Raw genomic sequence first — 14,651 nt, 5'->3', positions numbered from 1 at the left:
GGGAGACCTCCAACGGGTCTGATGAGGACTGGAGACAAGGGCGGCCCCGCGTTCTTGGCGGAAGAGGGGCCGCCCTTGGCGTAGCTAGGCCGCATCGAGCAGGGGCTGTTGCCAGGGCTTGAGGCTGGCCAGGACGCGGGTACGCCAGCGCAGCGCGTACGGCAGGCAGTTGGCGCAGTTCCTGTGCGTGTGGCCGGGCAGCGGGGGCCTGCGACGGGCGTGATAGCTCCACGCCGCGGAGTCCGCAGAGGCGAGCAGGTGGCCGACCCGTTCCAGGCCGAGAATCTTGAAGCCAAAGCCGTGGAGCTTCAGCCCTCGTGCGGCCATCGCGGTGACGATGGCGGCCCCCTCGCGGGTGGATTGCAGACGGCAGACCGAGCCGAGTCCGACGGTGGGTTCACGGGTCAGGTCGACCCCGGCGCGCTCGTAGAGTTCCGCGCACCACTCGTAGTCCGCGACCGTCCGGCCCTGGAGCACCGGGGCTATCCGCAGCTCGGGGGCGAGGGAGCGCAGTTCCAGGAAGTTGGCGACGGTACGACGCTGGTGTTCCTTGACGCTGAGGTGGGTGCCGACGAAGACGTTCGGTCCGGCGGTGCCGCCGTGGATGATGAGGTCTTCGCACATCCAGTCCTGTGGGGCGGCCCAGTCGTAGGGGCCGACACATTCCCAGATCCGGCGCAGGTCGTTGACGTATTGGCGTGGGGTGCGGGTCCAGCGGCCGTGGCGCTGGAGCTCCGAGAAGCCACCAGAGTCCACCGCGTACGGGCCACGTGCCGGGTCCAGTTTGGCGGCGCTGGCGAAGTGTTCGGACTTCAAGAACAGCGGCACGTCAGTTAACCGGACCCAGTGGCGTTTGTGGGTGGTCAGGTAGAAGCGCAAGGCAGCTCCCTTCAGCCGTGGAAGTGGTTGCGCTTGAAGATGGCTTTGCGGATGTTGACCGTCGTTCCGGCGCCCTGGTGGCGGCCCGTGCTGAAGACCTGCACGGCGATCCAGCCGCCGAAGATGACGGCGGCCAGGGTGATGAGCTGGGTGATCAGCGCCGTGAGTGCGGTGATGAACGTGGTGAGCAGGAGCAGTCCGCCGCAGACGGCGAGGAAGCCGACGCCTCCGAGGGCGACGTTCACCGCGGCGCGGGAGACGGCGGGTTTGGCGGCGAGGGGTTCGGGTTGGGCGGGGTTGATGGCGTAGCCGGTGACGACGCGGCCGTCCGGCAGGACGACGCTGGCCACGTTCGGCAACGCTGTCGGCTGCAGGGGGACGATCGGCGCCGACACGGCGACGGTGGGGTTGATGGGGGTGGGCTGGTGGACGTCCACGGCCCGCTCGGTGGGCGCGTGGCGGACGTGTTCGGGGTACATGCGGAATCCCTTCCGGCGCTTGGTCAGGGAGGCGGAACCACCCTCTTGGGGGTGGCGTGTGGAGGGGGTTTCAGGGCCCTGAGCTGGGATGCCTCCCTGCCTCCCTGGTGATCATTCGTGCAGGTCAGGGGGAGGGAGGCGGGTCAGGGAGGGGTTCAGGGAGTTCTCCCTGCCTCCCTGACCCGGCGGGGGTGCGGCTCCCTCTACTCGGAGGCGGAAGCGGAATCCGTCTCGCTCCGGTTGGCGAGGGCCCGCAGGACGCGGTCGCGGGCGACGACCATGACGCCGTCGGACTTGTAGGGCTCGGCGCCGGCGTCGTCCAGGACGCGCTTGAGGTCGATGAACGACCACTTGCCGTAGGCGTCCGCGTTCAGGCTTGCGAGCCGCGCGAGCACGTCCTTTGTCCGCACCCGGGCAGCGGTGCCGACCACGGAGGCGATGTCGGCGAGCGGGTCACGCTCCTCGCCCCGCTCGATGACGTGCAGCGTGGTGACGCCGTCCCGCTCGGCCTTGGCCCGGGCGGCGATCTCCTTCGCGTCGTCGGTGCTGATGTAGTGCGTGCGCACCGTGATGGACGACTGCCCCTTGGGGACTTCGATCCCGTCGGACGCGACGACGACCGTGCCCTTGTCCAGACCGGGGCGCAGCAGGTTCGGCGCGGCCCCGCCATCCACGGCCTTGTCCCCGAGCGCCATGCGGGCTTGGGAGTCGGTGCCCAGGGCAAGCGAGGCACGCGTGTGCGCGCCCTCGCGCACGAGCTTGGGAAGGTTCTGGTCGGTGGGGTCCTGGGTGCCCTGCCACATCAGCACATTGACCGCCCGCCCCTGGTTGTGGATTTTCCGGACGGCCATGAAGTACCGGGAGGTGGCCTTGGAGCCGCCGTAGGGGCGCTTGTCTTCATCCTGAGCCGGGCACATGAACGCCACCTGCGCCTCATCCACCAGCACGATCAGCGGCGGGAAGACGGTGCCGGGCGGGGCCTGGAGACGGCGGTTCATCTCATCCACCGCGCCCTCGACCATCTCAGTCACCTCGATCACGTGCTTATCGGTCGGCCCCTGGATAAGCACCCGCGCCAGCCCGTCGAACATGGCCCAGTCGCCAGCACCCTTGAGGTCGCCCATCAGGAACTCCACGCTGCGGTCCAGCGCCAGCCACAGGGCGAGCGAGCGCAGGGCAGCGGTCTTGCCCTGGTTCGACAGACCCGTGATGAGCAGGTGCCGCTGATACAGGCTCAAAGCGGCGGCATCGCCCCGCAGGTCCTGCCCCCAAGGGGCGCGGCCCTTGGCGTAGTCGGCCGTGAGTGTGTCGTCGGTGACCAGCGGGGACGGGCCGATCGGCTCATCGAGCGCGCCGGAGTCGGCGATCCACAGCCGCACCGTGCGGGCGGCGGTCGGGATGGTGATGAACACCTCGTGCTCATGTCGGGTCAGATTCTCCGCGAGCTTGCGGCGCCGGTTCTGCACCTCATTCGTCGACACCCCGGACGGCAGGGTGACGTCGACTTCCACGCCGCATCCGGCGATTCGGATCGGACCGAGCATGGAGGCGCCGGCGTCGCCCATCTCCTTGATGGCGTTCCGCAGCGCGGGCACTCCCAGATCGCGCAAGGCCTTGACCACGATCGATGGAGTGATGGGCTCGCCCTCATCGCTGCGGGCGTTGGCGGGCATGGTCCAGGCGGGGGCGGCTTGCTGCTTGCTGCCGACAGCCCACAGGGCGAGCAGGGCGAGGAACGGGCCGATCGTGACGAGCGGGCCCCACACGATCTGCACGATGCGGATCAGCAGGGCGATGAAGTCGATGACCGCCGTGATCGGGGTGATGACGTCGGTGACGTCCTTGTTCGCGATGGCCAGGACGACCCCGAGGGCGACCAGACCGCCTATGCCCATCCCGGTGCCGACCAGGGCGCCTTTGGTCACGTCGACGGGCGAGTGAAGCAGGTCCATACGGCGGCGGTGCCGGGCGTCGCGGAAACGCTGCCCGCGCTCCTCCCACTCCGCCGCAGCCTCGAAGTTCCCGGCAGCCTCGGCCGCGCGGAGCATGCGCTCGTAGCGGGCGGCGGTACGCCCGTCCCAGGTCCGGCGGGCCACGATCCGCGCCCCGCCCGCGACGTAGAGGGAGTGGCGGGCCACCGCGCGGGCGGCGGTGCGGGTGTTCTCGTGCGTCACGGCCGTCTTGACGGCGCGCCCGGAGCGCACCCACAGCGGCACAGGCGCGGCCGGTGCCGGATCCGGAACCACCGTCAGCACGGTTGGCCCGGCGGGGGTGGTGTCTTTGTGCAGGTGAACGACGGTGTCACCCATGACGGGGAAACTCCTGACTGCCCCGGGACGGGGCGGGAAGTTGAGAGGGAAGGCCGGTCCCGGCCGGCGTCGGCACGGGCGGGACTGCGGCGGTTCAGCGGCGGTGCCGGGCGCGGTTCTCCGCATGGCTGAGCTGGGATGGGTCGAAGCGCGGGCCGCTGAACCAGCAGAAAGGGCGGATGATGTCGGCAGCCTTGAACACGCGGATCGCGACGCCCTCCGGGGCGTCCGGGAGGGCGTACACCCTGCCGCCGTCCAGCGAGGCGAGGATGCGGGCACCGTGGTGCCCGCATCCGTCGGCCCCGGCGTTGAAGGCGTCCAGCACGGTCACGACGGGCGGGCCGTCGCAGGGGGTCGGGTCGTCCGGGTGTGCGGCGGGGCAGCGGCGGCCCATGCTCACCACCACCCCGACGACTTCGTGGCGGCTTTGGCGGCGGCGGCTTCGTTCACGATCCGCTGCCGCTCGGTCTGCAACGCGGCGATCTCCGCTGCCAGGCGGGTCTCCGCGGCGCTCCACGCAGTCTCCAAGCGGCGATCCGCGCTGCCGGTGCTACGGCCCCGGGCGATGCGGTAGGAGCCGCTGGCCAACGCGCCGACGATGGCGCGGCGTTCGGGACCGGTGAGGGGCCACATCTCGCGCTGACGGACCGCTTCGAGCTTGCGGGTTGTCCTCTGGATCTCGCGGTCTACCTGGCGGGTGTCGGGCTTGCCCATGGTCAGGAACTCCTCAGGGAGTCGCAGGGATCGGGGTAAGCGCAGGGCACGCACGTGCCGAGCGAAGCGGGGATGACGTATCCGGCATCACGCCGACAGGCCGGGCAGACACGGCGAGCGGCATTGGCCATGGCCACTGCCGCCCGCCGCGCCGGCGTCATGGGTCGGACCGGTTTGGCCAGGTCGACGCGGTACAGGTAGGCGACCAGCGGGCCACGCCGTCGGCGCGGCCGTTCGAGCTGAGCGGCCACCTGCTGACCACCGGGGCGCAAACCGCGCGCCCTCAGTTGGCGGCGGGTGGCGTAGCCGTCCGGGGCCAGACGCCACCGATAGACGGCAGCGTGGCCATCACACCGCCACGCGCTTCCACGCCGCACGGAGGCGGACCTCGGAGGCGGAGTGGCCAGCCGCACGGAACCGGGCGGCCATCTCCCGGTAGGACAGGGCAGGGACTTCGCTGTGACGGATCTCGTCCACCAGCACGTCCAAGACCTCATCGGTGAGCGCGGGCCCCACCTCCAGCGGAAGCGCCGTAACCGACTCCGTGGGTCCCCAGACCGGGAGCTCCCAGCGGGGCGTGACACCGGGCGTGACGCGGCTCGTCACGCTGGTAAACGCCCTGCCGGTGTCCTCGCCGTCCCGCGCCGTCTCCAATGTCGACCACGCCCGCGACAGCGTCTCGGCGGTCTTGGCCTGGACGCGGGCGACGCGGGCGCCGGCCTCCGTCACGGCCGTCAACCGGGTCTCCTCGGTGGCCGCTTCCGCCCGCAGCCGGGCACGAGCCACGGCCGCCTCGTCGCGCGCCTCCTGCTGAATGCCCCGGATCGCCCCGAGGGCCGTCGAGGTGAGGGCGGTGCGCTCCCACAGGCCGTGGACCAGCCACAGGGCCTTGGCCGCGATCGGCAGCCAGGCCACGGCCAGCCACGCGCCGGCGGACTGTTCGGCGGTGAGCGCGTGTGCGACCAGGATGCCGGTGGCGATCAGACCGAAGGACCAGCCGACGGCGGTGACCGCGCGACTGTGGTCGCCCTGCGCGGCCAGACGGCGCTCATAGGCGAGGGTGGCCAGCCAACCGCCGTCGATACCCAGACCGACGACCAGGGCGACGGGCCACGGCATCGCCGTGCCCAGCCACATCACGACCACGGCCAGGGTGAGGACCATGGACACGGCCGTCATCGCGACGGCGGGCAGAACGGTTTTGGTCTTCATGCAGCACCGTCCGTCACACCCGGCGTGCGGTTGACCAGGTCCCGCCGGGCGGCCAGCACCCGGTTGCGGGCCCGGCGGATGCGGCGGGCGTCCAGCTCATTCAGGGTGCGGTCCAGCATGGTGATCTGTGCGTCGAGCAGGTCGACCTCCGCCAGGATCAGCGGGGACTCCACCTCGATCGCGTCCAGCTCCGCGGCCGTCGGCTCGCGGTCGAACTCATCGGCGGTAACAACCACCTGAAGTGCACCGATGTGCTCCATGGGTCGTTTTCTCCTCACAGGTGCAACGGCCCGAACAGCGGCTCCCGGGAGGCACCCCGGGAGCCGCGCGCCGTTGGGATCGGAACATCCGGCTCCCCTCAGCGCTGCTCGTACGAGACGAGCAGCGGAGGCAACCGGCGCGGCGAGGGCCGCGAAGGTCGATGCGTGATCCAGTCGCGCGGTCCGCCTTTTCGACTCGGGGAGGCGGGGCCCACCTGTGCAGTTCTCAAGCAACTCCCAGCGCGGGGCCCCTCGTTGTGGCAGGCCATCCCGAACCAGAACCGCTCCTCCCTGAGGCGGTGCGGCGTTGCACCTATAGACTGGACCGGTGGACCGGTCCAGCCAAGCAGTGAATTTGGAGTTGCTGAACAGTGCGGCTCGTTTCCGCAGCTCAGTGCGCTTGACGGGGCATCAAAAAAGCTGGACCGGCGGACCGGTCCAGCTCTAACTCGGCGCTCTCCTACATTGCGTAGGTGTCCGCCTGCTCGAAGAGTGAGGCAGGGGTGACACCCTCTTCGCAGACCAACGGGCGCCCTTCCTGGTCGTGCGCCGTGTGGAGGAGAACTGCGACCGCACTCCCCTCGGCAACCCCCAACCGCTCCGCCTCCACGTCGGTGGCCAAGCGCACGGTGGTGACATCCACCCCTTCCACCGGGAATCGTCCGGTCTGCCGACGGACGTAGCGGGTCGTGCCCTCGGCGATCGGGGCGGTGTCAGAAAGACGGGGGGCCGCCTCTGCGATCTCAGGCGGGAACCACGCTTCCACGCAGCTATTCGGGCTTCCGTCCGGGAGCTGGAGGATGCGGACACGTCGGAGCGCCAGGACCCCGGGCGCGAGGCCAAGGGCGTTGGCGACGCGCGTGGGAGGCTCGGCCCAGTCAGGCGTACCGATCCGCAGGAACGGCATCCCGCCCAAGATGCGCGCCGACCCGGCTCGGCGGGCGCCGGCAGGGCGCGCCACGGGGGTCTCCGTGACGACGAAACCGGTCCCCTGCTTGGCCACAACTACGCCGTCGTTGCGGAGCACGTCTACGGCCTTGATGGCGGTGGCCCGCGACACGTCCCACTGCTCGGCCAGGTCTCGGCCGGACGGGATGGTCTCGCCAGGGGCGAATTCACCTGCGGCGATGCGGGTCCGCAGCGACTCGGCGATCTCCTCGTACTTCAGAACAGCCATGGCCTTCCTTCCTCGCGCGCTGGACTGGTCCACCGGTACACACGATACTGCGGGCATGTCGAATCTCGAATTGGCTCCCTCCGTGATGCGGTTCTATGGCGAGACGGTGAACGAGGACGGCCGTCTGCGAAGCTCGGCAGACGGGCGGATGGAGCTGGTCAGGACGCAAGAGCTTCTCCGACGTTTTTTGCCCCCCGCGCCAGCCCGTGTGCTCGACGTGGGCGGGGGAACCGGGATTCATGCCGAGTGGCTTGTGAAGGACGGCTACGACGTCACGCTGGTGGACCCGGTGCCCCGCCATGTCGAGAGCGCGTCAGCCGTATGCCCAGCGGTCGTGGGAGACGCCCGCGATCTGAGCGAGCCGGACGACAGTTTCGACGTTGTGCAGCTCCTCGGACCGCTCTACCACCTGCCCGACCCCGAAGATCGGCGCACGGCGTTGGCGGAAGCCCACCGCGTAGTGAAGCCGGGCGGGCTGGTCGCAGCGGCAGCGATCAACCGTTACGCCTCGCTCTTTGAGCACGTGACGTACTCCCACCTCCACACCGAACGGATTCGTGACTCCGTCTCGAGGATTCTTGAGACGGCCGTCTACGACGGCGTGCGAGGGTTCACCCTGTCCTACTTCCATAGGGCTGAGGAGTTGGTTTCGGAGCTGGTGGCCTCCGGACTGACTGACGTGCAGGTCTTCGGGATCGAGGGGCCAGCATGGTCGCTCGTGAAGGCAGCCGAGCAGCAGCCGGGCGAGGGTCCTACGGATGAGCTGATCGCCTCCGCCCTGGAGGCGGCCCGCATGGCAGAGCCGTACCCGGAACTGCTTGCTGCCAGTTCGCATCTACTGGCCGTGGGAAGGGCTCCCGCTGACATCCACACCTGACATCAACGGTGGCGAACACTGACGGACAGCGGCAGCCGCCCCGTCGGGTTCCCGTGCTGGTGTAGGTGCGGGGGAGAGGGTGCGCAGGGCGCGCGCACCCGCCTCAACCTCAGGTGATTGGCGCTTATCTGTTCGCCATAGCTGGGCCTTAGTGTAAATGCGAAAAAGAAGGAGCTGATCGGCGAGTACGCCAACAAGGGCCGCACCTGGCGGCCGGTCGGCGAACCGCGTCGGGTCGACGTCCACGACTTCCCCGGCGAGCAGGGCAAGGCCGTGCCCTACGGCGTGTACGACCTTGGCGCCGATACGGGCTGGGTCTCGGTCAGCAGCGACGGCGACACCGCCCAATTCGCCGTGGAGACCATCCGCCGCTGGTGGAACACCGTCGGCAGTGTCGCCTACCCGGATGCGACCGCACTCCTGATCACCACGGACGCTGGTGGCTCCAACGGCTACCGTCTGCGCTTGTGGAAGCGAGAGTTGGCCGCTCTCGCCGACGCCACCGGACTTTCGATCACGGTCTGCCACATGCCGCCAGGCACCTCGAAATGGAATCGGATCGAGCACCGCCTGTTCAGCCACATCTCGATGAACTTGCAACCGGTCTGCCAGGCGGCGCCCAGGGGCCCGCCTGGCGGTTCGGCGCGAAGTGGTCCGGTCTTTTGCTCAGAAAATGGTCCGCACATGTTGGCGGACGCGCGCATACGGTCGGGTCGCGACGCATCTGATGGGAACCATGATGATGAGCACTGACCAGGCCGCACTCTTGGAGCCGCTGGGGCTCCGCGAGATATCCGACGCAGCGATAGCGATGATCGACGAGCAAGGGACGGTGGTCGCGTGGACGCAAGCCGCTCAGCACGTTGTTGGGTACTGCGCTGAGGACGTGGTGGGCCGGTCCGCCACACTCCTGCTGCCGTCCTCCGAGGAGGCGCTGGGGGTATCAGCGTTCGCCGAGCAGTGCCGTGCCCAAGGTGGCTGGTCCGGCACCGCGGCGGTCCGCCACCGCGACGGCCGTACGCTCAACCTGAGCCTGCGCCTCTCGCTGCTGTGGGGACAGGATGCAACCCATCGGTGGTTGGTATCCCTGACCGACATAGGCACGCTCTCCTCGGGGATGATGAACGGATCGGTGCGGGAGTCGCTGCTTGCCCGCGCGCCGGTCGGCATCGCCATTCATGACTCGCAGCTGCGCTGTACCTGGGTGAACGACACGATGGAGCACGACGGCATTTCCCGTGACCGGAGGTTCGGACGCCGCCTGAAGGATTCACTGCCCGGCTTCGAGGCCGAGGCCCTTGAAGCGGTGATGCGGCAGGTGCTGGCGAGCGGCACTTCCGCGGTCCACGAGTACCGGGCGTGGCCGCCGGAAGATCCGCGCCAGGAGCACGCATTCTCGGCCTCGTTCTTCTGTCTCCAGGGCGCGGACGGCCAGGCACTGGGGGTGTGCAGCATAAGCGTGGATGTCACCAGCAACCAGCGGGCGCGCGAGCGCCTTGCCATCCTCAGCCAGGCCAGCACGTGCATCGGCAGCACCCTGGACATCATGCAGACCGCACAGGAACTGGCCAACCTCGCCGTGCCCCTGTTGGCCGACTACGCCGTCGTCGACCTGGCGAAGTCCATCCTCCCGTTCGGCGAAGAGCCCGTTGCCCGAATCGACACAATGTCCGATCGCCCCTCTGTCTTCCGCCGTGCCGGTTTGGCCTCGATCCACCCAGGGATCCCAGAGTCGACGTTTGCGCGAGGGGAGACAATTTCCGTCCTCCCAAACTCGCCGCTCGCCAGCGCATTGCGCACGGGAAGGTCCCACCTGGAACCGGTACTGGACACCACCCCTGGGACATGGATCGACCACGACCCGGCACGGGCGCAGAAAATCCGTGAGAACGGGGTGCACTCCCTGATGATCGTGCCCATCCGTGCCCGGCGCTCCGTGCTGGGCGTGGCGTTGTTCGCACGCACCGAGGACCCGACGCCGTTCCGGGAGGACGACCTGCTCCTCGCCGAGGAGCTGGTCACCCGGGCGGCGCTGTCCTTGGACAACGCCCGCCAGTACGCTCGCGAACACACCACGGCCCTCGCCCTCCAGTGCAACCTGCTCCCACACCGTTTGAGGGGCGGCGTCGCCGTCGAGGCGGCCGGGCGCTACTTGCCGGCCGACACGGACGCCGGCGTCGGAGGCGACTGGTTCGATGTGATCCCGCTGTCTGGCGCCCGGGTGGCCCTCGTCGTCGGTGATGTGGTCGGACACGGCATCAACGCCGCGGTGGCCATGGGCAGGCTCCGCGCCGCCGTCCGCACCCTCGCGGACCTGGACCTGCCCCCCGACGAACTGCTGGCCCACCTCGATGACAGCGTCCGGCGGCTGACCGGGGAAGATGACGACGCCGCGGACCAGATCCCCGCGATTATGGGCGCGACCTGTGTGTACGCCGTCTACGATCCGGCCACCCGGCAGTGCACGATGGCACGGGCCGGGCACCCCCCGCCCGCGATCATCGACGCACAAGGCCAGGTCACCTTCCCCGACCTGCCCGCCGGAGCCCCACTCGGCCTCGGCCTCGGGCTGGTCCCCTTCGACGCCGGGGAAGTGGAACTGCCCGAAGGCTGCCTGCTCGCGTTCTACACCGACGGCCTGGTCGAATCCCGTGACGACGACATCGACGTCGGCATGCACCGCCTCGGCACCGCCCTGGCACAACCCGAACAGTCCTTGGAAGACTTGTGCTCCTCAGTGGTGGAAACCGTGCCGACTCAGGCAGCATCCGACGACATCGCCCTGCTCCTTGTCCGGATCCACACACTCAACGCGGCCCACATTGCCTCCTGGGACCTGCCGACCGAGCCGGCCGCCGTCAGCACCGCCCGGCACCTGGCCGCCCATCAACTCAGCGAATGGGGACTGGAGCAGCTCGTGCCCACCACGGAGCTGATCATCAGCGAACTGGTCACCAACGCTATCCACCACGGCGCCGGCCCGATCCGGCTACGGCTCATCCAGCACCAAGTCCTGACCTGCGAAGTCTTTGACAGCAAAAAGTGTTACCCGCGTCTGCGCCATGCCCGCATCGTCGACGAAAACGGCCGGGGACTGTTCCTGATTGCCCACTTGTCCAGCAGGTGGGGCGCCCGCCTGGAATCGGGCGGCAAGCTCGTCTGGGTCGACCAAGACCTGCCGTCCACACTGTAAAGCGGGGATCGATGAGGGCTTCCCCCTCGGTCCCCACGCCAGCACACCAATGCCGCCGCGTCCGTGGCTGACCTGCCCTGGCTTCCGCTCGTCGGCTCCTACGACATACCGGCGGCCCGGCTCGCCCACGACGGCATCCCCGTCTGGCCCCAGTCGGCCCTGATCCGCCGGCGTGACCTAGCCGAGAAGATGGCGGACTGCCTCGGGGACCGTCCTGTGGTCGTACTGCGGGGGCACGGACTCGTGGCCGTCGGCACCGGCGACCCCGCCCATGCCGTCGCGGAAGCCGTCACCCGGGCCCTGGCGGTGGACTCCCTGGCACGCATGACCCTGGCCGTGGCCGCCACCGCCGCGCCCCTGCGCCCGATTCCCGACGAGGACATCGAGGAACTGCCCGACCTCGGACCGGCGTTCAACGTGGCGGCGATGTGGCGCCACCTTGCGGCCCGCGCGGAGCACGAAGGCCCGAGCACACCCCTGCGCCCCTGAACGGCCCGCGTGACCAGCCCGGCCCCGGGCACGCCCCCTCCCCCGCACGGCCGAACGGAGGATCATGCTCGTCCTGAACAACGAGGTCACGGCCGCCGTGCTCACGATGCCCGACGTGGTAAGCGCTCTCGAGGAGTCGTACCGGGACCTGGCCGCCGGCATCGGCGTGTGCCGCCCGCGCATCGACCTGTCCCTGCCCGTGGACGACGAGCGCGTCTACCAGTGGGGGACGATGGAAGGCGGCTCGGCACGCAGCGGCTATGCGGCCATCCGGATGAAGTCGGACGTGCTCACCGAAGCCGGTCCCCCGGGCGGTCGCACCCAGGAGAAGTACTGCGTGCGCCCCGGGATGTTCTGCGGTCTGGTGCTCCTGCTGGACGCCCGCACCGGCGAGCCCGTCGCGCTGCTGAACGACGGGCTGCTGCAGCACCTGCGCGTGGGTGCCGACTCGGCCATCGGCGTGCGTCTCGGCGCCCGCGTGCTGGGCCTGCTCGGCTCCGGCGGCATGGCGCGCAGCCACATCGAGGCCTTCCTCACCGTCCGCCCTCTGGAGCGGGTCCAGGTCTACAGCCCCACCCGGTCCCACCGCGAGCGCTTCGCCGCACAGATGCGGGAGTTGCACGGCGTGGAGGTGGTGGCGGTCGATGATCCCGAGACCGCCCATCACGGCGCCGACCTCGTGGCCGGCTGCACCGACGCGGTCGGCGACGTCGTCCTGGGCCGCCACCTGCGCCCGGGCACGCACGTCACCTGCATCGGCGGACGCCCCGATGCTCACGCTCGACAGCGCTTCGACGTGTGGCTGCGGCTCGGCAGTGCCAGCGTGCCCTCGTCGGCGCCCGACTGGGCCACCGACGACGAATACGTGACCTATCGGGCCCGCCCGGAAGCCGCCGTCTGGGACCACCACCAGCACGGCAGAGGATCGCGCCGGCCCCCCAGCGGGACACGGGTGGTCCGACTCGACGCCGTGCTGGCCGGGCGCGCCCGCGCGCGGGACGACGACCGGCAGGTGACGTTCTCCGAGCGCGGCAACATCCAGGGCGCCCAGTTCCACGCCCTCGCGGCGATCGTCTACGAGCGGGCCCGTGAGCGCGGCCTGGGCCACGAGATCCCCCGTGAGTGGCTGTTGCAGGACATCCGGGACTGACCGTTCCTGACTAAGGACTGAGCATGAGGTGCACGGGCTCAGTCGGACGCTCCGAACGGTGTTGGGCGTCCTGGTCTCCCGCGTTCGCGCCGCGTCTGGTCCCAGTGGATCGTGTCCGTGGTCCGGGGATGCGGGGGCGGGTTCCCTCACGCCCTGAACTGCAGCTCCTGGCTTGGTTGAGTTCCAGCGACAGCGACTGCCTGCGAGTTCGAGCAGCAGTTAGTGATCTTGAGGCTCGTGGAGGTTCACGAGAAATGACGTCAGATGAGCAGGGGGCTGTTTGACTGGCCCGCATGTCATCGACTCTTGGCGTGCCCCGGCCTAATCAGGCTTCGTACATGCTTCGGACTGCTGCCGGTGATGCCGGCCGTGCGTACAAGCAGCAGTTACTCGACTTGTTGGACATTCAGGCGGGCCAGACCGTCATGGATCTGGGGTGCGGCCCGGGCACCGATCTGCCGGCGCTGGCAGAACTGGTCGGGGACGGTGGCACGGTGATCGGTGTCGACCGCGACCCGACGATGCTTGCCCGGGCTCGCGAACGCACGAACGGACTGCACCAGGTGGAGATCCGCGAAGGGGACGTGCATGCCCTGCCTATTGAGCCGGGCACGGTGGACCGAGCCAAGATCGACCGAGTCCTGATGCATGTTGCCGAACCCGCAGTCGCTCTTGCACATCTTCATCGTGCAACCCGGCCAGACGCGCGGATCGGGCTTGTCGAACCTGACTGGGACACCTTGATCGTCGACGCTGAGGATCTTGAAACGAGCCGCACGTTCACGCGCTACACCACTGGGGAATTGGTCCGCCACGCGACCATCGGACGCAGCCTCGCACGCCTCGCCGAACAGGCAGGCTTCCGCGTCGAAACTGTGCTCGCCACGACACCGGTCTTCCGTGACTTCCAAGAGGCGGACCGCACCCTGGGTCTCGGCCGCAACATGCAGAAGGCCATCGACGAGGGCCGCATCGACCGAGACCGTGGCCATCGCTGGTTTGCCGGCCTTTCCCAGGGGCCGTTCTACGCATCCTTCACTCTCGTCAGCGTGACCTGCTCCCGTTGACTCAACCGGCCTTAGCGGGTCCTTCAGCGCGAGAGGCACCGAGCCAGACAGCGATGCCGGGAGTCAAGCCCACCCGCGCGGCGCTACTGCACTGGCTCAGTGACACCGCCTACGACGAGTGCGTCGCCAGCGGCGAACGCGTGTGTGGCGACACGTTTCTCGACGACTACCCGGAGATGCGCACGTTTCGGGACGTGCGCCCGGCGATCTACGCCGCCGTCCGGCCTCTCCTCGGCCACGACAACGCGGATGTACGCTACGCGGCGCTTGTCGCCGCCACCCTCCTGGCTGAGCACGCTGCCCTCGCTCGATACCGAGGCGAACTGGCCGAGCATGCCCGCCGTCTGCTCACCACTAGTACAGACCGCTACCTGCGAGACCGCGCTCTGGAGGCGCTCAAGGCATGGGGTCACGACACCGACACCGTGGAGAACGCGGACGACGTTGCAGCCCGCGAATTTCGCGCCCGTCAGGCCGCGGAACACGAATCTTGGGCGGGTGGCTGGTCCGAAGAGCCACCGTTCTGACTCATCGACTCCGTCCATGCGCCGAGCTGCATGATGCGCTCTACCGACTCTCCGGCCGCCAGCGCGCCCTTGCTGCGCATGTCGCGGCAGAACGCGCAGCGGTTGATCTGGGACGCACGGATCTTGACCAGGTGCAGCACCGTCGCGTCGACGCCACGATGCGAGGCCGCACCGAGACGAAGCATGACTTTGAGGGCCTCAGGGGGCGAGCTTCGCCCAGTCCATACGCGTCGTGTCCTCCGGGAGACGAGCGGTGGTCTCGCGCTGAGTTCATCGTCCTGCCCGCAAGGCTACGTTGCCCGTGGTACGGGAGTAGGG

General features: G+C 69.1%; 15 protein-coding genes and 2 pseudogenes. 7 read left to right on the top strand and 10 right to left on the bottom strand.

Translation table 11 applies throughout. The annotated features are described in order from the left end of the window. Positions 1-84: 84 nt before the first annotated feature. The 9 genes from ACQEXA_RS29910 to ACQEXA_RS29870 all read right to left on the bottom strand — a co-directional run bounded on the left by ACQEXA_RS29910 (position 85) and on the right by ACQEXA_RS29870 (position 7,030). Complete coding sequence (locus ACQEXA_RS29910; protein WP_433131622.1) at positions 85-879, bottom strand: DUF7221 family queuine tRNA-ribosyltransferase-like protein; 795 nt, start codon at positions 877-879, stop codon at positions 85-87. Between the two features lie 11 nt (positions 880-890). Continuing rightward, positions 891-1,358: a hypothetical protein gene (locus tag ACQEXA_RS29905; protein ID WP_433131620.1), complete on the bottom strand. Its 468-nt coding sequence runs from the start codon at positions 1,356-1,358 to the stop codon at positions 891-893. 203 nt (positions 1,359-1,561) lie between these two features. Further along, on the bottom strand, positions 1,562-3,667 hold the full coding sequence (locus ACQEXA_RS29900; protein WP_433131618.1) for an ATP-binding protein: 2,106 nt from the start codon (positions 3,665-3,667) through the stop codon (positions 1,562-1,564). Positions 3,668-3,761: 94 nt separating this feature from the next. Continuing rightward, the gene (locus tag ACQEXA_RS29895; protein ID WP_432929753.1) at positions 3,762-4,061 is read right to left on the bottom strand and encodes a hypothetical protein; all 300 of its coding nucleotides are present in this window, start codon (positions 4,059-4,061) and stop codon (positions 3,762-3,764) included. Between the two features lie 2 nt (positions 4,062-4,063). Further along, the gene (locus tag ACQEXA_RS29890; RefSeq protein ID WP_432929755.1) at positions 4,064-4,381 is read right to left on the bottom strand and encodes a hypothetical protein; all 318 of its coding nucleotides are present in this window, start codon (positions 4,379-4,381) and stop codon (positions 4,064-4,066) included. 2 nt (positions 4,382-4,383) lie between these two features. Continuing rightward, entirely contained in the window at positions 4,384-4,758 is a 375-nt protein-coding gene (locus tag ACQEXA_RS29885; protein ID WP_432929757.1) for an RRQRL motif-containing zinc-binding protein, read from the bottom strand. Further along, positions 4,730-5,593: a protein spdB gene (locus tag ACQEXA_RS29880; protein WP_432929759.1), complete on the bottom strand. Its 864-nt coding sequence runs from the start codon at positions 5,591-5,593 to the stop codon at positions 4,730-4,732. Before ACQEXA_RS29880 ends, ACQEXA_RS29885 begins: the two co-directional genes overlap by 29 nt. Next, positions 5,590-5,853 (bottom strand): DUF6284 family protein, encoded by a 264-nt coding sequence (locus ACQEXA_RS29875; protein WP_432929761.1) that lies wholly within the window; start codon positions 5,851-5,853, stop codon positions 5,590-5,592. Before ACQEXA_RS29875 ends, ACQEXA_RS29880 begins: the two co-directional genes overlap by 4 nt. A 460-nt stretch (positions 5,854-6,313) precedes the next feature. Further along, positions 6,314-7,030 (bottom strand): GntR family transcriptional regulator, encoded by a 717-nt coding sequence (locus ACQEXA_RS29870; protein WP_432929762.1) that lies wholly within the window; start codon positions 7,028-7,030, stop codon positions 6,314-6,316. 55 nt (positions 7,031-7,085) lie between these two features. On the opposite strand from ACQEXA_RS29870, the gene ACQEXA_RS29865 reads away from it, so the two are divergent. The 7 genes and pseudogenes from ACQEXA_RS29865 (at position 7,086) to ACQEXA_RS29835 (ending at position 14,333) form a co-directional block, all read left to right on the top strand. After that, positions 7,086-7,907: a class I SAM-dependent methyltransferase gene (locus ACQEXA_RS29865; protein ID WP_433131616.1), complete on the top strand. Its 822-nt coding sequence runs from the start codon at positions 7,086-7,088 to the stop codon at positions 7,905-7,907. A gap of 147 nt (positions 7,908-8,054) precedes the next feature. Then, positions 8,055-8,501, top strand: a pseudogene (locus ACQEXA_RS29860) (ISAzo13 family transposase); the annotation flags it as partial. A gap of 142 nt (positions 8,502-8,643) precedes the next feature. Continuing rightward, positions 8,644-11,100 carry a SpoIIE family protein phosphatase gene (locus tag ACQEXA_RS29855; RefSeq protein ID WP_433131613.1) on the top strand — a complete coding sequence of 819 codons (2,457 nt, stop codon included), beginning with the start codon at positions 8,644-8,646 and terminating at the stop codon, positions 11,098-11,100. A 63-nt stretch (positions 11,101-11,163) separates the two neighbouring features. Continuing rightward, complete coding sequence (locus ACQEXA_RS29850) at positions 11,164-11,589, top strand: class II aldolase/adducin family protein (protein ID WP_433131611.1); 426 nt, start codon at positions 11,164-11,166, stop codon at positions 11,587-11,589. Between the two features lie 64 nt (positions 11,590-11,653). Next, a complete protein-coding gene (locus ACQEXA_RS29845) occupies positions 11,654-12,739 on the top strand; it encodes an ornithine cyclodeaminase family protein (protein WP_432938195.1) in 1,086 nt (361 codons plus the stop codon). 338 nt (positions 12,740-13,077) lie between these two features. Continuing rightward, positions 13,078-13,806, top strand: coding sequence for a methyltransferase domain-containing protein (locus ACQEXA_RS29840; protein WP_432929771.1), 729 nt, complete (start codon positions 13,078-13,080; stop codon positions 13,804-13,806). 53 nt (positions 13,807-13,859) lie between these two features. Beyond that, the gene (locus tag ACQEXA_RS29835; RefSeq protein ID WP_432929773.1) at positions 13,860-14,333 is read left to right on the top strand and encodes a hypothetical protein; all 474 of its coding nucleotides are present in this window, start codon (positions 13,860-13,862) and stop codon (positions 14,331-14,333) included. 5 nt (positions 14,334-14,338) lie between these two features. On the opposite strand, the pseudogene ACQEXA_RS29830 reads toward ACQEXA_RS29835, so the two are convergent. Beyond that, positions 14,339-14,558, bottom strand: a pseudogene (locus ACQEXA_RS29830) (carboxymuconolactone decarboxylase family protein); the annotation flags it as partial. Between the last annotated feature and the right edge of the window lie 93 nt (positions 14,559-14,651).

Origin of the sequence: Streptomyces sp. CA-106110 (genome assembly GCF_050936285.1) — a bacterium.
Taxonomy (GTDB): Bacteria; Actinomycetota; Actinomycetes; order Streptomycetales; family Streptomycetaceae; genus Streptomyces.
The sequence above is the reverse complement of the archived record's forward strand: the minus strand, read 5'-3'. Positions and strand labels throughout refer to the sequence as shown.